This is a genomic window from Roseiconus lacunae (assembly GCF_008312935.1).
Classification (GTDB): domain Bacteria; phylum Planctomycetota; class Planctomycetia; order Pirellulales; family Pirellulaceae; genus Stieleria; species Stieleria lacunae.
The window spans coordinates 327,319-354,170 of record NZ_VSZO01000010.1 but is presented as its reverse complement, the minus strand read 5'-3'; the positions used below and the strand labels follow the sequence as shown (position 1 = coordinate 354,170).

Sequence of the window (26,852 nt, the reverse complement as noted above, 5' to 3'; positions counted from 1 at the left end):
GTTCAACTCGAAATGCTCGTTGTTGGAGTGAAGCAAACAGGTTTTCATTTGCCTTTTCCATTCCGATTATTCTCTCTCGAATGATCGCGAATGTTCCAATACGCTGCTCAAAACTGCGTGGCAATCGGATCGGTGGGCAGCGCGTTGGCAACCTGCCCAGGTTCGTCTGATTGATCCCCGATATTGTTGATTGAGTGATAAACGGATTAACGAACTTGCGACGGACACGATCGTTCTATGGAAAATGGAATAAGTGGAGCGGGGATAAAAACTCCGGGTCCGGTGACACGCGAATGAATGAAGATTCGTAAATCAGAGACTCGTTGGCTTCTGAGGTCATGAAAGGCTTTGCAGCTCCTTCAATGGTTAGAGATCTACGAGCCACCAATAGGTCGGACGACGTCAACTGGTACTTCGTGATGTCTTTGGCATCTGCAGCAACGCGTTTGAAGTTTCCTCGTTCTACGTTCACATAGAATGCATCACTCATATGTACCTTCTCCGTACCTGCGTCGGCTGAATACTTGTCTTTGGGGTAGTGAACGCCGTTCTGAAGTGGCTGACGAAAGACAGTCCCTAGCTTGCGTAACTGGTGGCTCGGAGTCTTCGCCGCCGGATCGTCGAACATGTCGAGGAAGATAGATTGGGTGCGAGTCTTCCGCCGGCGAGCGTTAGCCGTGATTATTGCTCGGGAACCAAGGCTAATGTCATGCGGCTGATCTTATCGTTGTTTAGAAACGCTTCTCGTGGTAGCTATTCGATGCCCCAGTGCGGATTGGTTGTCCTTACGTTTAATGATTGATCGGTGAGGGGATACGTTCGTTCGCGAGGTTCCTTGTTGAACGTTTGGAGGATCAAAACTCCGCTGATGGCGATGATCACGCCCGGTGCCCAGGCTGGGATTGCTCCGGCGTGAACAGTGTTCGCTTGAGATGGAAGCAGCTGCGTTTGGGCGGACCACTGACTTAGAGACGCACCCGACTGCGGAATGTGGACCGGTGTGCCGGCGACGAAGCACTTGACGGTCATGGCGCCGGTCATCCCAGTCGCGATCTGGCCGTAAAACGCGTATTGCATACTGGTTTGAAAGTCTTGGCCGGTCGCCATTCCGTACGCAAAACCGGCCGCGGCGCCACTGGCATCGACGCCGACCGCTTTGCTGGCGTACCGCAGCGCGGCCCCTTTGGATGACGACGCGACCTTGCGGGCGTACGCGACCGCGCCGGTGCCATAGAATCCACCGAGCATGCTGCCTGCGGTGTAACCGTTGGCGATGTCCCAGCCGTTTTCGCTGGCTACCGCCGCTCCCAACGCACCACCGGCGAGGCCGGCCACGGCTCCGGCCGGAACAATCGCCCCCAGTCCGGCTCCCATCATCATTTGCCAGAACCCCGCCGGGTGACCAGACAATTCGCCTTGGATATAGACGTCAATCGCACCGGCCCACAATCCGATCACGGCGGGCGCGGCCGTGCCACCACTGGCCACCAACGCGGCCGTGCTGGCGACGATCAACACGGTTGTCGCGGCCACCGTCGCGGCCCGGACTCCAAAGACCGTGTTGTTCTCTAATCCATCGTTTCCATAATCAACGAGCCACTGACCGGCACTTTCACCCACCCAATAATTCGCCACCATTCCGGCCCCGATGATCACCGTGTTAGCAACATCGGAAACGAAGTTCACCGTCCGGACTGTCCCGCGCCCAAGAGCATCAAGAAAGCCGACGACGTCATTCTTGACGGCTTGCGCAAATGCCGAGATCTCGTCTTCGAACGGCTCTAGCGGGGCCGTGATCCACTGCCCCACTGCCGCCCCGGCATCGAGCAACGGCTGAGCGGCATTGACCACCGATTCGACCATCGCACTGGTCAGATCGACGACGTCGGCGAGTCCGCTACTTTGATAAGCCTCTTGAATGACCGGTACGAGTGCGCTGCCGTATGTGAAGGTACCGAACGAATCATTGTGCACGAGGACAAACGCATTGGTTCCCGGCAAACGCACGTGATAATTGTGTCGTTCGGCAACGGCAAAGTTATAAACTGGTTGCGCGACACCTTCATCGGTCTTGATTGCGTCGAGCACCAAGGCGTGTCCCGCGTTGTCCAAAAGTCGATCACCGCTGCGGAGATTTTTTGCGAGCGTCCAACAACCTCGTAGGCCGGCATCCGTGCCCGAACGGTTCACAACAAAAAATGGATGCCCCTCGGTCGTCAGCAGTTCGCTGTCACCGATCGTCAGTCGCAATAAAGTCGACGGAGCATTGCGAAAGACTTGAAAAACAACTCCTGTCGCGATCTGATCGTGCAAATCGATGGTGCCCTTGTTCGCAATCTGACCCGAATCGGCTGAACAAACCGATCGAGATGCAACTCGATCGCCAATTTCAATTGTCTCGATCGACTTGGTTCGGCCGTTGGCTAAGAGGACTTCTGTCCCGGCTGGGAAGCAATACTTTCGAGCAGCCTCATCGCCCAACATGGAATAGGCATCAACGCTCGAACTGCCCGACCACTCACTTCCTAACGCGACTCCTGCAACCGGTGTCGCTTGCGATCCGCGGAAGGCGGCCATGTTCATGCTCGACATGGCGGAGATCGCCGTAGAGGCGATCGGTGACGCCGACGCCGTGCTCACCGTTTCTTCGGATCCCCCGGTCGGGATGGCCGGTGGTCGACCAAACATCAACGGGGCACCGGTGGCGGAGTGATCGAGATTACCCGGTATTCCAGCTGTCGCATCGGAGGTGTCCACAAAATCGATCAGCGAATCGTAGCGACTTGCCCCAGAGGCGTTGAACTCGATGTCACCGTCGATGTGGTTACCCTCTTGCGAGACAACTCGATCGATTGCCTCCGTTATCGGAGTCGTTCCGCTACTGGTCGTTAGCGTCCCAGTGACATCGCCCGTTAAGTCGACACGCCGCTCGAATGTGCCGGTTTGGCTGTTGCTAGATTCCGTCTCAGTGAACTGATCGGTCCCGGTCAAATTTGTTTCAAACAGTCCGCTAGTGTCTTCCCCGACCTGGATCAATTGGTAGGTATCTGTGCCACTGGATGAATAGGCAGCTTCCCCGGTCAATGCATTTTGGTCGGTCGTCGATTGACTAATTTTCGTTCCGTTTCCGCTAAGCTCACTTCGTCCATCGATCCCTCGATCGATGACATGCGAAAACGAATAGCTTTGGGTCGCGTTCGCTGTTGTTTGCAGGACACCGGTGATGAGATTCCCATTGCTGTTTGCTGTGACCTGATCGCTAGCGATCGAATCATAATCGACGGTCGCTGAATCGATAATTCCATCCTGGGACAACGTAGCCTCCATCGTCGCTTGTGATACCGACGACAGGCTGCCTGTAATCGCATTTCCATCGGTCTCCGTTGTCGACTGAGACTGAATCATGTTCACGACGGTGGTTTGGCGTGCGTGGTCAGATGGGACAATCGTTTGCGTTGTTGACTCACCCGCGGTGACTTGTTCATCACTGGAGTAAACACCGGTCACATGATTGCCTTGCCGATCAACGCTGGTTTGTTGATCAAATGATTGGTTAATTGAGAGTTCATTGCCTGTGGCATCTTTCACCGACCGAGTGGCCTCTGTTTCGGTTTCACTGGTGCTGCTGTTTTCAAACGTTCCCGTGATAGAGTTGCCTTCTTCGGCAAACGAATGCGACGTTTCCAAACGAGCGATTGCGGTATAAGTTTCCGATCGTGTGCCTGACTCGGTGATGTCGCTTACATCCGACAATGACGAGTGATGTTGATAGATTCCAGTGATCGCATTGCTGCTAGCTGTCGATTGCCCCTCACTAGAAAGCAAAATCTGCTTTGAATCACTTCCATCGGTGTAAGTCACCTGTTTGGTCAAGCTGGAATCGCCATCGAATTCTGTCGTCGTTGTTGTGTCGGTAGTAACCTCGTTGCCGTATGTATTAGCGACGGTGGATCCGGAGGATGATTCTTCGAGAGTAAACGACCGGTCGGCGATCATTCCCGTTTGCTCAAGATTCGACTGAAAAGACGACTGAACGTTCTCCGAGAAAACACCGCTGATCGTATTTCCGCTGCGTTCGTTGTCGATCGATGCCGTAGATGAGTTTATGGCCGTGACGCTGCGATCGGTGTTCGTCTCAGTTGATTCGCTTGAGGAGGTTGACGTGCTGTTTGATGTTGATGAGTACAACCCCGTGAGATCGTTGCCGATGTCCCGGAACACTTCGTCGACCGTCTCGGTTGAGGCGTGGCCGGATGCTTGTGTCTGGTTGGTCGATTGTCCCGTGCTGGACGATGTGGACGATCGGGTGACGTCCTCGGTGTAGTCACCGCTGACTCGATTTCCAGAACGCGTTGACTGTGATTGTTCGGTCACCGTCAGGTTTGCCAAGGTCGCCTGGGTTTGGTTGCTCGATTCCTGAACCGTCGTCGTTTGTCGAGTTGATTCGGCGTCCGTCAAATAGGTTTGAAACCGCGTGTTTCCGGTTTCGTTGACGTTCAAAGTGAAGCTTTCCGTCTGATCGGTCGTGCTGACCAACGACGTCTGATTTTCACTGGATCCTGACGACTGCAGATTAGAAGTTTGCGACGACGATGATTCATAATCACCGGTTAGAAAATTCCCGGACGCAGCGGTCGTCGCAGAAGTCGACGTGGATTGTTGAAGTTGCTCCGTCACGGTTTGATTGGTTTGTGTTTCCTCAAGTGAAGACGTGGAATTATCAGAGGATTCCGATTGGTAAATCCCCGTGATCGCATTTTCGCTGGCATCGGCTACCGTCTGGGCGGTCGACATCACGACGGTGTGAATCGTCAATGATTGATTGGTCGATCGTTGATCCGTTGTCGTCGTTGTCGACGAAGTCGATTGTGACTGTGAGGTTCCCGTTAGATCATTGCCGGTTGAAGTCGATTGATGATTCGATTCGACATCGACGTCAATGACCGTGGTCAGTGTTTGATTGGTGTTGGTTGTTTCAAGTGTCTGCTGTGAGGTTGTCTCGCCGGTTTGCTGAAACTGTCCTGTGACTCGATTGCCAATCCGTTCGCTTTCGCTTGTCGTTGTCATTGCCCCCATCGACTCGATCTCGAGCGTCTGGTTGCGACTGGATTCGCTCGTCGATTCGTTGCTCGTCACGAACGTTTCTGTTGTATAGGAACCGGTGACGGCATTGGACTGTTCGCTGACTTCGGATGTCGACGAAGATGTATAGGCGGAATCGACAAAGACGGTGTCTTGATTGTTCTCTTGTGAAGTTCCGGCGATGCTGGTTACCGTTTCGCTGGTGGCGAGCAGCATTCCAGAAATTTCATTGCCCGACGAAGTTGCCTCCGTTTCCGATGTCGAACTTGACGTTGCCGACGAGGATAAATCCAAGTAGGCGAAGGTCTCACTGGCAGTCGATGCGGTGGTCGACCTTGAACTGGCGGTAAACTCGCCCGTGATGTGATCCCCCAGCGATGAGCTTGTCATGCTGCTTGCATCGGTTGTCTGTAAGGTTGACACCGGGCCAATCTGGTTGGATTCGGTCGACTCGGCAGTTGATGTTTGCGACGTGGTCCTGGCGTAGGTTCCAGAGATCGCGTTTCCTGATTCGTCGGTTTCGATTTGCGATGCGACTGAGAACGTTGAATCGACCACCAATACTTGATTGGTGTCCTGCGAGGTTGTTTCACCGGCCGAGTTTGTCACCGAATGTAAGGTGTAATCACCGGAGACATCATTCCCCGTTTCGCTGTTGCTCGTTGAGCTGGCATTGGTCGATTGTGATACAACAACGAGTGTTTGGTTTTCCAGTCGCTGTGAAGAATTGGACTCAACCGAACGCTGCGACTCGGACGCGAAGATCCCCGAAATTTGATTGCCGGACCGCTCGGAAGTCCACGTTGTTTCGTGGGTGGTGGATTCTTCGATCGTCTCGGATTCCACACTGCTTTCCGCGTTCACCGCTTCAGTTGATGATCCGCTTTCCGAAACGGTAGAGTCCCCAGTCAAGGTGTTGCCGGACGAGTGAGACTGGGTTGCCGAGGTCAAGGTCGACGATACCTGCGACTGGTAACCTTGGTTCACGCTGACTTCGTTTCGAGACGTCGTTTGAGTCCCTGTTGTTTCGGTCGTGAAAGTGCCCAGATAGCGGTGGTTGCTCGATTCCGTTTCCGACTCGCTGACGGATTGTTCGACGATGGTGACAGTCAATGTCTGATTCAAATCGGTCTGATTAATCGTTGACGTGGTGTCGATCGACAGTTCTGAATCGCTGTTTCCCGTGATGGTATTGCCGCTGATGAATTCTTCCATCTGTTCGTCGCTGGTCAGTTCAACTTGGCTGGTCAAGGGGCCGTTGATTCGTGTCGACGTTTGCGAGCGTGTGGTTTCCGATTGAGACTGGCTGGAAAAATGCCCGCTGACTTGGTTGCCTTCGGAAGCGTTTTGATAGACGGTCGCTTCCTCCGTTTGGTAATCAACTTTCAGGGTTTTGTTGATATCATCGCCAGTGAGATTCGAAGACTGTGATCCGGTGACCGTTTCGGTATAGAGTCCTGTCAAAGCGTTTTCGGATCGCTCGGCGACGGACTGGAATTGCGTGATTTCCTCGATCGATGCGTCCAATGTTCCGTTGTCGACCGTCTCGTCCCGGGTTCGAGCCCCTTGATTGACGGTGGTCGAGACGGACGTTCCCTCGACCACGTTGCCTTCGAACTCGGATTCAACAGTGATTTTTTCGTCGATCGTTGATCGCGCCGTCAGTGCCTGGTTGACGAAGGTCGAATCCAGCATCCCGGTGGTTGTTGAAAGCGATTCGCCCGATCGGTTTCCGTCGATCAAATTGCCGTGAAGTGATTCTGCAGCGACGATCAATTTCGTGCCGACAACGGTAGTCGTCGAGTTCAGATTGGAAATCGTTTCGTTGGTTTCGGACTCGGTGGTTGTTTCGGTGTCGCGTAAAAACGTCCCTTCGATCTTGTTGCCAGTTTCGGTTGTTGCGTTGGTAATCGAAACCTCGGTCGTATTTGAAACTGACTCAGTTTGATTTTCCTTCTGTGTGGTACGCAGTGTCTGAATCGAGGTGCTTGATTCGATGTTGTATGTCCCGATGATCTCTTGATTCGATTGCACCATCGTCCCGGTGGTTGTGTCTATTACTTGGACCACATTCGATTCGGACTCGATCGTCGAAGTGTCATTTTGAATCGAAGACTCTGTAAAGTTTGTCGTTGTTTTCGAGATCCCCGTCACCGAATTGCCCTCCGTCTGAGTGCTCGATTCAGTGTTCAGTTCGATCGAAGCGGCAACGATCAATGGTCCGTTGATTGTCGAATCGGAACGGACGGATTGTGTTTGTTCCGATTCATTCCGCGAGTAGTCGCCGCTCAACAAGTTTCCCGTCACTGTTCCCGAACGATCGGACGACCCGGCGGAGGTCAATTCAGTCCGGCGCGTTTGATTGGTTACGAGTTGTGTTTCATCCGATTCGCTGGATGTTGTCCAAGATTCCGTATAGTTGCCCAGTACGGAGTTCCCTGACTTCTGCGTTGTCGTTGCGACCTCGGTTTGTGACTCGGTTGCGATCGAGAGCGTTTGTGCCGATTCGCTCTGCGACGCGATTGATGATTGTGTAAGCGATTCATCGGTGGAGTAAACGCCGGAAACGGAGTTCCCATCCGACTGACTAGTGATGCTTGATTGGATCGCTTCCGAGCCGGTGATTCGGCGACTTCCCACAGACTGATCGAGTGTCTTAGAAATTAAGCTGGATGCTGAACGGGATTCGCTGAAGGTTCCGTTGTTCGAATTGCCGGTGCTCACCAGCGTTGCCGTCGTGGTCGAATTTGACGTTTGCAGAGTGGTCTTGGATTGGTTGTTGGTTTCTGATTGTGACTCACTGGTCGATGTCGTTACCTGATTCGATTGGCTTGCACCGGTGATCCGGTTGGTGGACGATTCGGTTGTCGATTGCGACAGAGTTTCCGTGGTCCCGGTTTGAGTGGTGGTTTGATTTTCAAGCTGGGTCGTCGATTGCGTGGCTGAAGAGACGATCGTTTGCGAACTGAACAGCCCTGAAACTGCGTTGCCACTGGTCGTTGACTCATTGGTGGATTCAGAGCTTGATTGCTGATTGCGAGTCAGACTTTGATTGGTCGTCGTCGATTGACTTGATGATTCAGATTGTTGAATAGAAGCAACTTGCGATTGACCGGTGACTGAGTTCCCGCTGGTCGTTGATTCAGTGACGGAGTTGGTCGTTTGCTCGCTTTGTGTATGAGAGGTCTGTTGAGTCCGCCGCGACAACACCTGGGCAGATACGGTGTTGGTCGCAACGGTTTCGAACTGGCCGTCAATTGAATTGGCTGTGGTTGATGAGGTCGCAACCGAATGAGACTCGGAGATTGATGCCGATTGATTGTCAAGCGACACGACGGTCCCGGCATCAATCGTTAGCGTCAGTCCGCCGGCGATGGTCTGCTCTGTCGGCCCCGGTTCGATTGTAAGTTCCCAGTCTTCTTTCAGAGGCGTCGGGTGTTGACCGTTGAGAGTGGTTGCCAGCGCCCGGGTTGTCGTTTCAGTCGTGGTCGCAACCGTCTGGTCCCCGCTTAGCTGGTTGCCGGTTTGTTGGGATTCTGTCGTCGAAGTGCCGTCGGAAACTTCCCAGGACATCGAAGTTTGATTCGATGTGTGGCTTTGTTGTCGAAACTCCGTCGTTGCTTTGGAGGTTGACTCGTTGGCTCCCGTCACCGAGTTTGCCTTTTGTTCGACGAGCGTTCGGCTGATCGAATTTCCAGACTTCGACGTGGTTTGCTGATCGATCGTCACGGTCGACTGTGAATTTGCGGTGGACGTTGATCGCGATCGACTGGTTGTCTTTCCAGTCAGACGATCCCCTTCGCTTTCGGTTCTTGACGAAGCGTTGGTCCGAGTCACGCTATTAAGAGAATGACCTTGGTTCGACTCCGTCACATGGACTGACGATTGGATTTGCTTTTCGGAGTCAGATTGAAACGTTCCGAGCAACGTATTGGACACGGAGCGAACAACCGATTCCGAGATCGACTCTGACTCACGCTGCGCTGATCGAGTCTGGTTAGTGCCGGTGGTTTGCGAAGTGAGCTCAATTGCATTGAGTTCCTCCTTTTCGATCCGACCGGTTTTAGAATTTCCGCTTCCCGAATAGGTCGACTCGCTCCGACGGACGTCGTGTTGTGTTGAACGATCGATGACGCCGTTGTCAGCGGTGTTGGTCGAAACTTGATCGGATTCGTTAACACCAAACGAGTAGCCGGAAAACTGGTAGACGCCGGTTTGGGCATTCCCTCGTTTTTCTGATTCCGAGACCGCGGTGGATTGAGTCGTGGATTCGGTTCTCGAGGACTGGTTGATGGCGACGCTGGTCGAAGTACTGGTTGATTCGGATTCTTGTTTCAGCTGAAATTCGCCAGACTTTTTGTTCCCAACCGTCTGTTTTTCACCGATCGCTTGTCCTTCCGATTCGATCGAGGTTCGTGCAGGTCCATTCGTCGTTTCGGTATCCGTTTGAAATTCGCTGGTTGATGTTTCGAGGTAGTTGTAGTCCCCGGAATAGAGATTTCCTGATTGGTCAACGACGGTTTCGGCATGGCTGGACGAATGGGTCACCATGACGTAGTCCGCGTCGACTTGATGAGTCACCGTGGTTTCAACGGCCGAATCGTCGATGCCGGAAACCACGAAGACAAATTGACCGCTTTCATCGTTTCCGCTGCCGGTCAAGGTTGAATTCGACAGACTCTCGATAGTCGTCTGACTCGTTCGCCCCTGGTTCGTTTCGATCACCGTTTGAGCCGACGATGTGTTGATTTGCTGGGAGAGGCTGAAGTCACCGGTGGATAGATTTCCCGACTTACTTGACGTCGTGACAGAATTCGTTGAACCGGTGGTCGCCGATGTCGCCGGACCGCTGGAGTGTCGGCGGTCAATGATCTGGCTGGTCACGTCGGTCGTGATTGTGAGGTCGTACGCCCCGCCTGACGAAACAGAGCCGCTGGAATGGAACAGTGATGTGGACTGCGCCACATCGTCGAATGCAAAGTTTTGCCGACCGCCGGAATGGTGCATCGTCGCAACGGTCGTGATCTGCAAGTCACGAGTGGCTTGATCATGGCTGCCAAATTCACGGAGAGTTTCTTCAACCGTCTGGGTTCCTGCCATGACGAAACTGCCGACGTAGGACATGCCACCGCCGCCGATCATCGCATCGAGTTGCCCCATCAGGTCGCCGTCGACCACACGTTCTCCGGTAGTGAGGTATTCCGATTCCTTGTGAGATTGCAGTGTCCAATCGAACTGTCCCTCGTGCCAGGTTTTCTCGTCGACAAACTGTGATCGCAACTGTGACGTCGTGACGGCGATTTGCGCATACGAGTTGGACTGCGTGGTCGACGTCATTTCTACTTCCCCGTCAAACGCAGTTTCATACTCGGCAACCTGAAAGGCCCCGGGAGAAAAACTGACGGCATCGATACTTCCACGGGCGAGGACTTTGCGGACGTTGATTCCCGCACCATCGCCCTGCTGGCTGGCATTGGGTTGTCCTTGCCCATCACTTCCAGCCGTTTCGTAGCCGAACGCATAGGAGAATCCGGCGGTTCCCAGTGAGACGACTTCGAAGGTTCCTGCCGAGCGGTCGATCGCGACAACTGTTTTCAATCCCAACGACGTGACTGCGGCACCGCCTGCCGATGAGCTGCTCGCGCCCGATTGCCCGCTGTTTGATTGATCCGATTCAGTGAGTGGTGATGCAAAACTTTGGATCCGTGGTGGCATGGAATTCCCATCGCTGTCGGTCAGCGCTAGCCGTTCCAAATTTTCTTCCGACTTGACATTGATCACGTTTGCCAGTGTGGTGGCCAAGCCACCGGAACCGTTCTTGGTGTCGGTGATCTGAACGGTGATTACATAGGGACCTTCGCGTTGGTAGGCATGGTCGGCAATGACTTCGAACATCATTCCGCCGAGCGATCGAATGGCTCCTTCTGCGGACGTGCCATCTCCGAAATCAATCGTCGCGGTGAATTGTTCGGCGGTGGAGTTTGGATCGCCGGCAACGAACGATGCGACGGCGGCACCATCGTCGCGGGTAAAGGTCGAGTTCTCGCCCAACGATCGACCTTCCAATGCGTAGATCACTTCACCAGTTGCGAACACGGGCGGAGTCGCGACGACGACTTTATCACCGGTCGAAAACGCGATTTGTCCGGCATTGTTGACGAGATCGAATCCCTGAACCTCGTCGATCTTTCCAATACCTGGCAAGACTTCACCGATGTCAACGACCTTTGCGTGACCTTGAAAGAACGCTGCCGGAACGACATCGCTACTACTGTCGGCCGGAAAGACAAAACGTGCGGAGTGCAGCCCCTGACGTCCTTCTCCATCGGCCGCCATAAACGTGACTGTGAAGTACGGTGCACCGGAGGGGGGCTCCTTTGCCGAGGCGATCGATTGCACCAACCCGCTGACAGATCCGTCACTGTTTTGGGAATTGGTTTCACCACTCTGGTCGGCCGCCGGTCCACGATCGTTTTCACTGACACTGACCGAACCGTTGATGCCGATCGGTCCATCCAAAAGCGTCGCGATGCCGCCGATGTCGACACCGTCGAGATCGATTTCATTGGAATCCACGACACCGTCTTGTGACTCACCAACGACCTTGACCCAGCGACCACTTTCGGCATCGATCGCGTAGACTCCGCGACCGAGTGGGCCATCGGCGATCGCCGCGATCACTCCGGTGTCACTGATCGAGACTTCGTCACCGATCGCTGCCATGCCAAAGGTTTTGACCACGCCGTCGATCGACACGGCTTTGACTTCGCCTGCTTCGACGTAGGCCGCCCAGCCGTTGTCGGACAACTGAATGTTCTTGATCGGTGCATCGATCGGGATGTTGACGTAAGGTTGCGCCCGCTCGCGACTAAAGGTCACGATGCTCAACCCCGGGTCCACTTCCGAGTTGTTGGTCTGGGCGATGAAGACGGTTTCGCCACGATTGTTGACCGAACTTGATTCTGGATGAATCGAAACGAAAGGTGTCACATAAAATTGGTCCACGTAGATCGGAACCAGTGACGTCGAAATCGCAACCGACCGAAGTACCGCCGCGTCGACGGCATCGGGATGCTGAAACGCATTCCAGAGTGGATTGACGGGAGTAAAGTAGGCACTCGACCAACTAGGATTGAGTGTCCAGACGCGCGGCACCATCGTGGTCTGAATTGTTGCGGCGGTGCCCAAGGTTGGGGGCAAGACCGCAAGCGTTTGCAAGAATTGAAGGTCCATCATTGTCGGATCGCCCCAACGCAAGCCGCTGTTGGCCAGCCCCATGTCACCGACGGCAATTTGTCGTGGCGGTGCATACGGTGCCGCGTCGATGGGATCTTCCGGATTCGATTCGCCGACGAAAGGGTTGTCTTGGGGAGGCGGCGGAGGAGGATTGACGATCCGCTCTGCATTCCAAAGTTCCGAATACGTCAACGCGAGATCGGTTGTTTGCAGCACTGGAACGCCCAACGCAATGATCCCGGTCATTCCGAGGGCATTGAGATGACGTTGTGCGTAGACGCCGTTTTGATCGTTGATCTGAACCGTATCGCTGAAACGCATCATCGGCGATGAGTCAAAGTCAGCCCGCGGAGGTGTCTCGACGCCGGCGCCACCAAACGTCAAGGTCTCCGGAATCAACGGCGTGATGCCATCGTCCTTCGTCCAGATGTAAAGGTTGTCTTTGCCTTGTTCGGTCGCCGAAAATCCAACGACCCCATAGTTGTTGATCGAAACACCGTCGCCGATTCGATCGAAACCTTGGGCGACCAAGTCGAAGCTGTAGGTTGATGGCCCACTGCGCACAACGATTTCCACGACGCCTTCACTGCTGGCGGTTGGTGCGCTACCGGCGGTTAAGGTCTGCTGCGCCAACGCCCCCGCACCGACTGATTCGTTTCCAATTGGTGATTCGGTGACCGAATAGGTGAACGTGTCGACGACGTCGATCCCATCGGCTTTGAACTGTGCTAACGCGACACTGACCGTGGGGTCATAGCTAAAACCTCCGTCGGCATCGACGATCACCCGCGCACCGTATTGGCTGTACCCATCAAACGTTGCGACCAAATTCGAATGACCGCTTGTCGAATCGGGATCTTGGTCGTTGGTCAGTAAACCAGACTCGGCAGGCACTTCGATCGTTTGAGAAGCGACCGCCCAATAGCCTCGTTCGATCCCGTCGGAGCCGACAATCGGTGCATCATCCACTCCGATGACTTCGACCGTCACCGTCGCAGTCGACTCCAGGCCATCGCCATCGATCACGACATAAGACCACGTATCGATCGCAGTTTCACCTTCGGACAAGCCGGTGAAGAAATCGCTTGCTGGATCATAATCGAATGTCCCATCGGGACGCACCGTCACGATGGCTCCAAGTTGTGATGTCGCATCGGTTCGACTCGGATCGACGATCAAGTCCGCCGAATCGACATCGATGTCGTTTGCCAATAGTCCGGTCGTCACATTCGTCGACAGCAAGGCGTTTGCCAGCACTGATTCGTAGTGATCGCTGACCGCGATTGGGGCGGTGTTCAGTCCAGACACAGACAATGCGACCGATCGAATCGGCGAAACGTCCCATCCATCGGTGACTTGAAATGGGAATGAGTCGTCAATCAATTCTCCCATCGTCAGTGACTCGATCTCTGCGATCCCCTGGGCGTCATACTCAAACGTCCCGTCGGACCGCAGAGAGACCGTCGCCCCGAGAACGCTGATAACCGTTGTTTCGACAACTCGAAGTGCTGGATCGTCCGGCAAAGCATCCGGATCAACCGTACCGTCGAGCAAATTGACGGTGTCAACATCTTCGACAAAGCCGTCTTCTCGGATCGATATCATATGATCGATCGCAACGGGCGCCACATTGACTGCACTTTGCACGATGATGTCGGCAGTCGTTGTACTCGTTGCTCCCCACGGATCGGCGACGGTGTAGGTCAACTTGTCGACCAGAGACTCTCCGGCGTTCAACGATTCAAACGCGGTGACTGTCGAAGGATCGTAAACAAACGCGCCGGCATTGAAGGTGATCGCGGCACCTCGCTGACTGACCGATTCAATTTCAACGACTTCTAAGCGGTCGTTGACATCGGGGTCTTGATCATTGTCGATCCATTGACCGAGATCGAGTGTGAGTTGCGAATCGGCTCGCGTTCGCTGGACCGGTGAACCGGCGGTCGCCAAGTCCGCGACGGCGATGGGAGCATCGTTCTGGCCGTTTACTTCGATCCAGACGGTTGCGGCGTGTTGGATCGATTCGGAATCGGTGACGGTGTAGGTGAACGTATCGATGATCGATTCGTGTAACGCCAGCCCTTGATAGAGGTCACCTGGGATCACTACCAATGAACCATCACTGGAGAGATTGATGTCCGCTCCCCATCGGGTTTCGTTGGAAGCCGAGACCACGCCACCGACAATCCCCAAGTCGTTCACTAAGACTCCATTCGCAGCGTCGATGGTCAAGGTTTCCGACGCCGTCATCGAATAACGATCATCACTTACGGTCGTTCCAGGCGGAAGCGGAACATCGACGAACAGGTCAACTAGTTCGGTCTGTCCCCCGACACCCAAATCCGCCATCGCTAATGATGCCTTCGAACGGGTCGGTGGTGTTTCGGTGACGAAACTGAATGTGAAGCTTTCGCCGCGAGTGATCCCGATCCCATCGATCGGAATTAGTCGCAACACGGAGGACGGTGACGTCGGATCGAACTTCCAGTCAGGCGGAATGGCGATCTGTTGGGCGGCTACATTTGACGGAATCGGGAGCATGACCTGATCGAGTCGACGTGAGATGGGTTCGGCCGCAGTCACCGTGTACGAATAACGATAACCACCGAACACCTCGGTCACATTGGACTGCAAGTTAGCCTGCGCAAGTGAGTCGTGATGCCAAGTCACCGAAGCGGAATCGCTGGTACGACCTTGATCATCGACCGCTCGAAAGTGCAGCGTGTGGTTTCCTTCGACTAAAGGAGCTCCATAAATCGACTCCATTCGAATCTGATCCAACTGGAACTGACCTTCATCGAGCAACGGCATCAAATTCGTTACTCTCGTTTCAAAGTCCGGATCAAAGCTGGCTTGGGCAAGCACAATGGGACTTTCGGAGATCAACTGTCCCTCAACGATTGGGGCGAGAAGCGGCCCTTGATCCGTCAGATCAAACGAAAATGTTGGCGGAAGCAACTCGCCTCGGATGAGTGTCAGAGCTTGTTGCGTCGTATTGCCAGCCGCATCGGCTATCAAAAATTTGAAATGGTTCTCGCCGAGCAACAGAGTCGTCTCGAAGGTCAACGACCCCGTGTTGTCGATCAACCAGGACGACTCAGTTTCCACGATAGAAACCGTGACGCCGGGCTCCGCGGTCACGGACACGGTCACGTCGGAATCGAGTGTGTGCGTTGGACGAACTTGGCTTTGATGCATCGGCAACAGTTCAATGGTTGCCGGATCAGGCGCCTGGTCATCGATGGTCAACACAAGCGGATCGGTCGGTTCGGTCAGGTTCCCGGCAGTATCCTCGATCGTTGCCGTGACTTCGTAGACGCCACCAGAAAGTTCCGGAAGAGTCACCTGCGCAACACCGGTCGAATAAACTTCGCCGGCCAACTGATCATCGATGTAAAACTTCACCAATGCCCCGCGTTCGGCATATTGGCGAACGATGGGTTGCGTTTGGGCAGTCAGGTTGTCGCGTGGACTTTGTCCCAGATCACTTTCGGTCAGCAAATCGACCGACGCGGTCGTTGGTGGCACCGTGCGATCCAAGTCAAACCGAACGTCCTTCACTGAAAGGTTTCCCAATCCATCGATCGCTTCGATGGATAGTTCGTATCGTCCATCGGGAAGCGACTGACCGATAAGGCTCTCCAAACGAGCGGCATCCAAAACAAGGGAGTTGCCTTGCAGTGCGTCGATAACATTCTGGGCTGGGAACTGATTCAGTGAAGCGGTCAACGAAACGACCGACGACGTATCCGAAACGGTTCCGACAAGTGTTGGGTCGTTTGTTTTTCCGTCTTGATCGCTGAATCCAGAATCGAACTGTAAAGACAACTCCATTCGCGGCCCAGACTGGTCGATCATTTCCACATCGATCGTCCAAGCGACGGTATTGCCTGCCCGATCGGTCGCGGCCACATCAATGGTGTTGGTGCCGACGGCAAGGTCAAGGTCTTCGATCAATACGTAACCGAACTCATTCGCTTGGGCAAAGAGGCTGCCGCCGAGGACTTCCACAAGTGTTCCCGGTTCGGCGGATCCCACCAGCGAAATGGTTTCCGAAGCGGTATAAAAACGACCGCCTAAATCATCGCGACGAAACTCGGGAGCGATTTCGATTGTTGGTGTGATGAATTGATCATCGATCGTGACAAATGTTGGTGCGGTAAAGAAACTGATGTTACCGGCGAGATCGATTGCCTGAGCCACGAATCGATGGCGGCCAGACGATTCGTTGGTCTTCAAAACCACCTCACCCGTCGCATCGACTCGATCAACTTCGATCCCGTTGGAATAGAGAACGATTGCCGCGTCGTCCGATGGCGTCTCTGTAACAAACTGCAAGTCGCGATGGTTGGTGATCCCGTCACCTTTCGATCCAGAATCGCGACTCGGCGCCAATTGCAATGCCGATGGTGTCGCCGGACGCGATGTATCGAGCTGAAACTGGAATTGACTTAGCGCCGAAGCATGCCCCCATTCGTCGACCGCTCGAAGTTGCACCTCGACCATTCCATCATCGAGCGGTTCGCCGACGATGGATTCCAGAACGGAATGGGACAACGTGAATGACTGGTCATGAAGCGAGCCCAGCGAATTGACGAAGGGGCCATCGTTGACAGAAATCTGGAATGAAACAACTCGACTGGCATCGCTAACAATGCCTTCCAGGTCGGCAATTCGAGTCAACCGATCTTCCTCCGAGGCTCCCGTGTCCTCGACCAAGTCGACTAAAATCTCAGGTGGCGAACGATCCGGGGCATTAAAGTGAATCACCCGACTGATCTCGATCGCGTTCCCGGCCAAATCTTCGGCGACAATTCGAAATGAGTTCTCACCGTTGGCAAACGCAATCCCATCGAACCGGAATCCGCCGCTCTCATCGGAAAGGGTCTGGGCGATTTGCGTTTGAGAATCAAGACCACGGTAAAGGCGAATCAAAGCCGAAGGATCAGTCGTTCCCTCAAGCGAACCGATGTCCCCATCGGGCGCTGGTAGCAGAACTGTCGCGTCAAGAGATTGTGGTTCGACCGAGTCGATCAAGGCACTGATCACATCGCCAAGCTCGCTGGTATTGCCTGCCAGATCCGTCAACGTTGCCGAGATGTGGTGACGACCGTCCGCGAATCCGGTGACAACAATGTCACTGGTCCCCTGGGGCAGATCGAAGTCCGCAATCGTTGATTCATCATTCCAAAGCGTGACCTGCCCTGCTTCGGCGAGTTCGATGGAAAATTGCAGGTTTTCTAACTTGGTAACACCGTCGGTGTCATCACGTCCGAGATCACTTGTTGCGAGCAACGAAAAGCCCGAGACAGGTGTGGGAACCGTACGATCGAGTTTGAACGTTAGTACTTTCGCTTCCGACGCATTGTCGTACCGATCGATCGCAATGATCGACACCGTTACTTCGCCATCGTCGATCGGCTGACCGATTGCCGTTTCCAATTCCGCTGTCGTCAGATAGAACGTCCCGTCCTGAATTGCGTTGACGACGTTGACCGGATCAAATGATTGCTTCAAAGATTTTGCGAATGAAGCAGATTCGATCGACACCCAAAGTTCTTTGATGGCGGACGCGTCGGCGACCGCGCCTGAAAGATCCAACGAGTTGGTCAGCTTATCGTTGAAGTATCGACCGCTATCGTCTGCGATCGTTGCCGACAGCAGCGGGCGATCGGACTCCAGCTTCGGACGAAAGACTTGCAGTGTTTGCTCTCGGGTGTTTCCCACCGCATCGATCGCTTGCACAACGAAAGCGTTGGTCCCAAATCGCAGCGGAAGATCCGAGATCAGAAAATACCCCGATGCGTCAGCAATCACCTGCATTCCTTGATCGACGACGTGGACCATCGCTCCCGGTTCGGTGGAACCTGATATCGAAATCGTTGACCGATCGGTGACGTGATCCCCAACGGTTCCCGTATCGCTCGCCGGGTCCAGTTGCAACTGCCCGAAGACGGGCGCGGTACGATCGAGCGTGATCGTGAGTGATTCACTCGGCAGGCTTTGATTGCCGGTAGGATCTTCTGCGATCGTAGAAAACGAATAGGTCCCATCGACTGCGGACCCAAGGTTGACTTCGAAGTCGACGTCCCCTGCGGCAACCGCGATTCCAACTTCGTTTTGTTGGCCTTGGAATAGTCGCACGATGTCGTCCGCCGAGGCGTCTGCACGAACGGTCACGATCGAATCAGAGACCACCATTGATGTGGCCGGATTGCCATCGCGGTCGATCAATATCGGCCGAGCGGGACTGGAGGGAGCCGTTTCATCGATTTGGAATCGCAACTCGCTCGGTGTTGACTCATTTCCCCAACGATCGACGGCTCGAAAGACGAGCGTATGTTCGGTCTCGGTCAGCACCGCTCCGGCACTGTGAAAGACATCCAGAAGCGGAAGCTGCAGCGACTGAGCTGCGGTCAAATGATTCGTCAATTCAATCTCCGGTCCTCCGTTCACTTCGACAGTCAACCCGACCACTTCGCTAACATCGTTGACGACGACCGCGAGGTTGGCATCTCGCTGGAAGGCATTGACAAGCGGCAACCGATGGTTTGGCAGTGTGACCCCGGCGATCACTTGTGGAGGGTGATGATCGGTTGTGGAGGGATAGCGGTTTCTCCAGGCCAGGAAATCGTAGCGATCGACCTCCCCTTCGCCGGTCAAATCTCGGTAGCGGACATACCGGTCGGAAGACTGGTCACTGTTCAGACTTTCGCGGATATCCTCCCAGTCTTCCAAGTCGACTTCATTGTTGCCGTTGACGTCTCCCAGTAGTCGATGAAATGGCAATGGTAGGAACTCGCTGACCTGTTCCGGTCCGTTAGCCATCGTTTGCAGACGGTTCGCACTCGCTGCGATTCCGGCTCGGCGCAGAAGCAAGTAGTACTGTGAATCTTGCTCGATCAATCCGTCAACGTCGATCGTCAATCTGGAATTGGCAACGTCATAGTCGAATCGCTCTGGATCGACCACGACATCATTGCCGTCGATATTACGGATGATGATGTCCGCCATCGGATCGGCGATCCATGTTTCCTGGTTGAAGGTTACCGATAGCGTGTGAATGTAGGACCGCTGTTCCTCTCCCCGATTGATTTCAAAATCTGTAATCGAGAGCGGTTGCACGATGACTCGGCTGACATCCAGCGTCAACGTCGCGTGCTTACTAACCGCGTCAGCCGAATCGTCGATGGCAACCACGGTGACATCAAGTTCGCTTTGTCCGCTCCAACCAGGAGCTGGGCGAAGCGTGAGTTGCTGCAGTTGCTCGGCCGTCAATTCATAACTGCCATCGGCAACACGACGTCCGTGACTGAGGGTTGCGCCGTGGGGTAGCGAATCGATGTGCACCACCAGTGATTCGCTACCGTCGAGGTCGGTGGAACGGGCATCGATCTGCAGCGGCAACGGCGTCTCCTGATCCCCCGAAGCGGTCAAGGCGATCAGCGCCGGTTCGTCTGTCACCGCAGTCACCTCGATCCCGACAAAGGTTTCACTGGATACAAATCCATCGTGATCGCGGACGGTGTAGGTGAATGAATCAAATCCGGAGTAATCTGCATCGGGTGAGTAGGTCACCAAGCCAGTTTCACCACTGACATAAACGTCACCATGGAGGGGCGCACTTACGATCGAAATCGAAGAACGATCGAGCAACGAATTGGCATCAAGATCATTCGCTAGGATGTCCAGATTGATCGGGACATCCTCCTCAGTCGTCACGACATCACTTGCGGCAACGGGGGACCGTAAAGGCGTCGCCGACAATCCGATGTCGTCTATTAAGACGCGACTTTTCCGCTGACCGAACCCCAACAAATCCAGCGACAAAATCGCCAAGATTCCCGCAGGTATCGCCGACACATCCACCTGAATCAGCCATTCCCCGTTGACTTGGCCATCGACATCGATCACACCTTGCAAGTCTACCGCGGGGTCGATCGAAGTCGCGTCGCCAACGGTCACCAGAGAGCTCGCCGAATAGGTTCCATGCGACTGAATGTTTAATAGAGCGTCGGTATGGGAATCGCCTGTCGGTTCGACTAAGGGCAACAGAGTTTGCGCATCGAGCAGTGCAATTTCGAACGCGTCCGGTGCATGTCCTGTATCGGATCGTAGGTAAATGTCTGATACCTTCAGCCACAGTACGCTTGCTTGATCGGGAACATAGAACGCTTGCCGCAGCGAAGAACGCTGGTCCGGGTGCTCGGCCAACAACGCAGATTGCCCGTCGAAGTCAACGTTTCCGTTCGTCGTCCAGCCTTCGGAAAACGACTCAAAACGGGCGTTGCGAAGATCGAAGGTTGCTTCGTCGGTCGGCGCAAGCGAACTTGAGTCCAAGGTCGGTGGATCCGATGAAGGATCTTCCGTTGCAGGTAGGCGAATCCTTGGCATTCCTTCCGAAGCCGGATCGCTGGGCTCGTCCACCGACGGGTTGCCTCCATCGCCAACTTCCGGTTGGTAGACCAAGCCTCTGGTCGGGATCGCAAACGCATCGGTCCACATTGTCGATGTCGTCACCGAGGTCACACCAAAGTTCGCGGCCAATAACTGCGAATCGGCAACCGAAATGATTCCGTCTGCATTCAAGTCGGCGTTGACTTCAAAGCCGAGATCATTCACCGACGTTCCGAGTGAATTGGCAATCAGTTCGCTATCAATCCCATCGACGCGCCCGTCATGGTTGAAGTCTCCCACGAGATCGAGTTGCATCTGGTAACGACCCGACTCGTGATTGTTCGCCCCACGCACTTCCAATACGTACAAGTCGGCGCGGTCGACTGCGAAAACCGCCATCGCACGATCATCGTCAACGCTGGATGCGATCGGCTGCAGTCCGGCAATCGAAGGGACCGCGGCGACGAATGTGCTGCGATCCCGTGTGACCGTCGCACGAATCCAAACGATCTGCTCGGACGTTTGACGCAACTGATCGGGATGCAGCGAAAACACGAATCGGTCGATATCGCCCGGCTGCAGTTCTGCCTGAACCGAAACGCCGGAAAACTGTCCCGAGTCACCAAGATCAGCCTTTAAAAATTCGTCGCTTGGATAGGACCGATGATCGTCACTGGAACTCATGGCAACCGACAAATCGGTCTGCGTAGGTGACTTGTATCCATAGCGGAAAAGTGATTGCGACGAGGCGACCCCATCGCTAATTTCCCAGGCCGTGACTTCGGCAAGCCGATCATTCGCGTCGTAGTGATAACGCAAATCCAGATCGTCCGTCAGCGTCGTTTCCGTCAGAGTCCCGACCGTTGGTGAAGACGATGTCAGAGAGACTCCGGCGGGGATTCGGATCGCCGCGATCTTGCCAGAATCATCACGCCCGATCGGTAAAAACGTTCCGTCACCGAGCACTATCCCGCTATCGCTGAAGTGCCAAGTTTCTCCGTCGGGCCAGATGGTTCGTAAGAGATCGCCATCTTGACCTGCGATATCGATTCGACCATCGGGATGGACCAGTTCCCATGCGTGCTCACCCAGGAAGGGATTGCTGGGGTGGTAAGGTGATCCGGTTTTCTGATCGTAAAACCGGTTGCCTCCTCTAACCAACAATCGATTCGTCGTCCGCACTTCGTATGTGCTGTCGCCATCTGCGATCCAGCGAGGTCGGTAGAACGTGGGTGATTCGATCGCTGGATGGAATGACTCCGCAACGGGATCAAACGTAAATCCCGATCGTGTCCCATCGGGCAGCGAAAAATAGACTCGGTCGCCTTGTGAAAGTGGCGATGTGATTCCGGCCGAAGTCAACTGCAGGGCATGGGCCGACATCGGTGTCATTGACGGGCGCCCGATGGAAAACATGTCCCACCGCCAAGTCTTCGACAATGACTCGTAAAAACGTGTCAGCGGAAACGTTTTGTCGCCGATCACTAACTCTGCATCGACATCACGTCGAACAAAGGCGTCGACTTTTTCCGAACCGTTAATCTCGACAAAACGTTCGACCTGACTTTGTCGTCCCTGGACATCTTCGGCGACAAGCAACAGTCGATAGAATCCGTTTTCAAAGTCGCGGGGTACAATCGTCGCGATGGAACTGTCAGATTGATTGGAAGTGCCTTCGGCAAGGGTCTGCTGGGTACCGGTGTGGAGTGATTCGATTGTCACCGTCCACCGATCCAAATTAGCATCCTGAACGGTTGAAATCAGCGAGGTTGGTTCGCTGATCATCCCTTCGGATTCCAAAGTCAGCATCACCGTTGGGGCTTGATCATCCGACGGATCACGAACACGCAGCGACGTCGCCATTGTCCCCGTCCAGCCATCGGCATCGGTCGCCGAAGCCCGCAAACTTGTTACCCCAGGGCTGCCAGCGATCACCGTTCCACGTCCGGATCGATCCAACGGAACATCAACACCATCATGTGTTAACGCGATCGATTCGATCGATGCGACGCCGTCGGCAATCACTTGCACCGTCACCGACTGCCCCGGGACAGCAGGGAAACTTGGGGTCGCGATGATCTGTAGGGTTGGTCGTGTCGGTACGGCAACACTTTCAATCACAACCGTTGTTTGGGCTTCTGACAATCCATCGTTGACACGCGCATCAACGTAGAACTTTCCCAGTTGTCCCGGATTCGGAATCCAGCGAATGGTCCCGCTGCCGGTGTCGAATTCCGCTCCCTGTGGCAGTCCGTATGCCGCGTACGTCAGGGCGTCGTCAAGGTCGGGATCGAACGCATCGAGGTGAATGTCTAGCAACTCACCGACAACGACTTGGTGCCGTGTCGTTTTGATCGATGGTCGTCGGTTGTTGTTGGCAACGGTGATTGGGACGATGATCGTGTCCGATGCGAGGGCTTGGTCGGTCAACGTGAAGGTCACGTGGTATGTTCCCGCCTGGTCGAAATCCGGCTTCCAACGAAACCGACCGCTGGCTGGATCAAAGGTCGCATTAGTCGGCAGATCGCTCGCCGATAAGTCAGTCGAACCTCCATCGAAGTCGGCGCCCGAGACGTCGAACTCGATCCAATCTCCTTCCCGCCCGTACTGGATCGCCGGATAGGCAAGCACCGGGGGGCGATTGACATCGACAACCTCCATCGAAACAGTCTGTGTCTCGATCGCAGATCCGTCACTTGCGTTGATTACGAATGAATACACACCGGCTTGTTCGAATGTCGGTGTCCAATCCAATCGTCCGCTGATCGGATTCAAGTCTGCGTTGACGGGTAACCCATCAATGGCATAGTGAATGTCATCGCCGTCGGTATCACTCGCATCAAGTTGCAAAACGAATGCCGATCCTTCATCGATGACCATCGGATCAAGGGGGGGCAGAGTCGGCGCCGCGTTCGTGCTTCGGACTTCGATCGAAAACGACTGTGCCGCCGACATCGTTTTCGCCAAGTCGCCATTGCCAGAATCTTCGACCGTCACGGTGACTTGATATTCGCCTAGATCGTTTGAGGTCGGTTCCCAGTTCAAGACTGCTTCACCGTAGCGGGCCCCGTCGACGATCCTTGCCGACGCTGGCAAACCGTCGATCGAGTACCGCAGCGGCTCTTGATCCAGATCAGTGGTTTTTAGCGGTAAACGTAGAAACTGATCGGCGAGTACGACCACCGACGGGATCGGTTGCAATCGCGGCGGATCATTTTCGGATTCGACGCTGATGACAAAGTCGTACTGCGAACGTTGATCATGTCCTGAATAGTCACCACCGCCATCGTCAGTCGCGACGATCGAGAACGTGTAGTCGCCTCGGTCTCCTGCCTTAGGTCGTAGATGCAGCAATCCAGTGCCATTGCCGTGATCGGTGAAGCTAGCGAAGTCTGGCAATGGCAACCCGGTAAGACCGTTACCGACCTCGATCGTTACCAAGTCATCGTCGGGATCCGTCACTTGGATGGGAACGTCGATCACGCTGTCTCGTTCGATCGTGCGCGATAGTAAGGGATCGATTACCGGTGCACGATTGACGTCACGAACGACGATCGGAACTTCGACCGATACCGTGATCGGATCGTCGATTCCATCGCCGTCGTCGGTCGCAAAAAAGCGAACACGATACTCGCCCGATTGGGTGTGATCGGGAGTCCAGCGGAGCGTCGCGGTCATAGGATCATAAACCGCCCCGTCGGGTAGCCCGGTCGCGGCATACGTCAGCGGCGAAACGCTGTCCGCGGGAATCAGTGTTCCCTGATTGTCACGGATTGGTAGGACAAAATCCGGATGATCGGGATCAATGGCAAACGTCGTCAACGTGAAGACTTGGCCCTCGTCGATCACCCAACGTTCCATCGATCCAAATGAAGGAGCGGCATTGGCGTTGATGATGTCGGCCGAGATTTCGGCGGTGGCTGTTCGCCCATTCGCAGTCACGGTGATTGGAATCAAGGCCTGAGATGATGTCTCAAATCCGACTTCCCATTGAAGTAAGCCTGTGATTGGATCAAGCGTCGCGCCGCGGGGCAGTTGGTCACTCGTGAATCGCAACGAATCCCCATCGGGATCGTCGGCGTTGATTCGATAGGTCCACCGGTCGCCTTGACGAAGTGTCTGGTGCAAGATCGCATCGATGATCGGTGGCCGATCGGCATCGGAAACGATCAGGTCAAACCGATGTTTCACCAGATTTACGCCATCGCTGGCGACTAGCATGACGTCGGAATATGTCCCCGCAGCTGACGTACCCGGCTGCCACCACAACGTTTGTGTTGAAGGAGTATAAAACGCTCCCGGTGGCAGGTCATCAATCCAAGTCGTCACCGAGTCGCCGTCGGGATCCGAGGTTTCAATGACCAGCTTCAGAATCTGATCTTCGGACATCTCGGCGACGCTCGGCGATGAAACAAAGACGGGTGCCGAGTTGCCTCCTTGAACTTGAATCGTCCAAGACTGTGCGATGTGTCCGCCACGTGAATCGAAACTGTACAGGACCACGTCGTGTCGCGCTGACGTCTGTTCCGGAACTGGCCACGAGACTTTGCCGGTGATCGGATCGACTTGCATTCCCGGTGGTGCAGTGTGCAGTAGATAAAACACCGACACTCCATCCGGATCGACCGCTTTGGCGTCGTAGGTGTAGTCGCGCCCCGTTTGAGTGACCTGAACCGGTACCGAATCAAACTGCGGACGCAGATTGACGGTTCCGGTCGCTAAAAGTTCGGGAATCAGATCGGCGATCGACTCTTGGGGCGAATACCAACGCAGTGTCTTCGCCCGGGTCGATTCTCCGGGCGCAAGCCGGACTCCGTCGTCAACGGCATCGACCAAGTCAAACACCCATCGTCCGTTCGCCCTTGCAGATCCGGCGAGTGCCGGGACGACATGGACATCATCGCTCGTCGGTATCATTGCCAGGGACATCGGGATCAACAGATCGTAGTCGGCTTCGTTCGTAATCGTGATCTCATAAGCCAACGTTTGATCGATGCGATTGAAACGCGTCGCTTCGAGTTGGAAGCTGACATCGGCCGAAAATTCGCTGACGGTTCTGAATTGAACTTCGTATCCGGTTCCCAGTTTTTCCCCAGAGACGCTCTCGATTTCGTCGCCAATGAACAGTGTGTGTTCTCCCGTCTGTAGCCCCTCGACAAACAGGTATGCCGTCCGTGAAGCCGCGTGATAACGCACTTCCGAAACCGTTTGATCGGTGCCATCGGCCGCACGTAGGGCATAGTTACCCGGGTTGATTACCGAATGCACTTCGCCACCATGGCCGACGAACATGTCGTCGCTGAATGTGACATGCACCATTCCAAGCGGGAGCGCCACCACGGTTTGCTGGGCCGGAGACGTTGCCAAGACAACGGGGGTTTCTGCGGGATGGAGTATGTCCACCGTATCCGACCCGCTGACCAAAATACGCCCCGCGCGCGTCGTGATCACCACGTCACCACGGGGCCCACCGCGAGCCACCGCGACTTGTCGCATCGTCGCGATGTCAACCATCGTCAAGTCGCTGTCGGTATCGCTACTTGAGTTTGGGTGTCGACCTTGGTTGTGAGTGACGAACATTAAACCGTCGAGCGACGTGCCCTTGATTCCAAACGCAAGCGAATCAATCGGTGTGTCAAAACGAAGGATCGTTTCTGCACGACCAAGCGGGGTGAACTTGACGACCGAGTCTCGTTCTGGCCAACGCGTCGCATAAAGTTCTTTCGAAGGACCAAACGCCAAGCTTCCGACCCGCAGGTTTTGATCACGAGATAGCCTTGTAAAGTTGCCGGTCAGGGGATCGAATCGTTCGACGCCATGCTGTGATCCGACGACCAAGTCGCCGGTTGTAGGATCGACCGCCAATCCCATCGTCAATCCGTCGCCATATTCGGCCAATACGGTTCCGTCAATTGGATCGAGTTGTAAGAGCGGGCCGCCCCCCGTCGTCGCCCACAAGCGACCGTCGAGATCGAACGCCAAGTTGAACACGGGATGTTCGATCTCTGCCCAAACTTGGTCGGCGGTTCCTCCGTCACGACCAAACCGAAAAATCTGGTTCCGGCTCGGACCGCCGCTAACCAAAATTTCGCCTTCGAGCGTTTCGACGATCGCCATCGGCCCGATCCTGGAATCGA

1 protein-coding gene (running past one end of the window) is annotated in these 26,852 nt (G+C 54.7%); it reads right to left on the bottom strand.

Going from position 1 to position 26,852, the window contains the following annotated elements:
• Nucleotides 1-753 precede the first annotated feature (753 nt).
• Nucleotides 754-26,852, bottom strand: partial view of a tandem-95 repeat protein gene (locus FYC48_RS15145; RefSeq protein ID WP_149497556.1) — the 3' portion only. Its footprint extends 13,435 nt past the window's final position; the window shows 26,099 of its 39,534 coding nt (coding positions 13,436-39,534); its start codon lies beyond the right edge, outside the window; the stop codon is at nucleotides 754-756.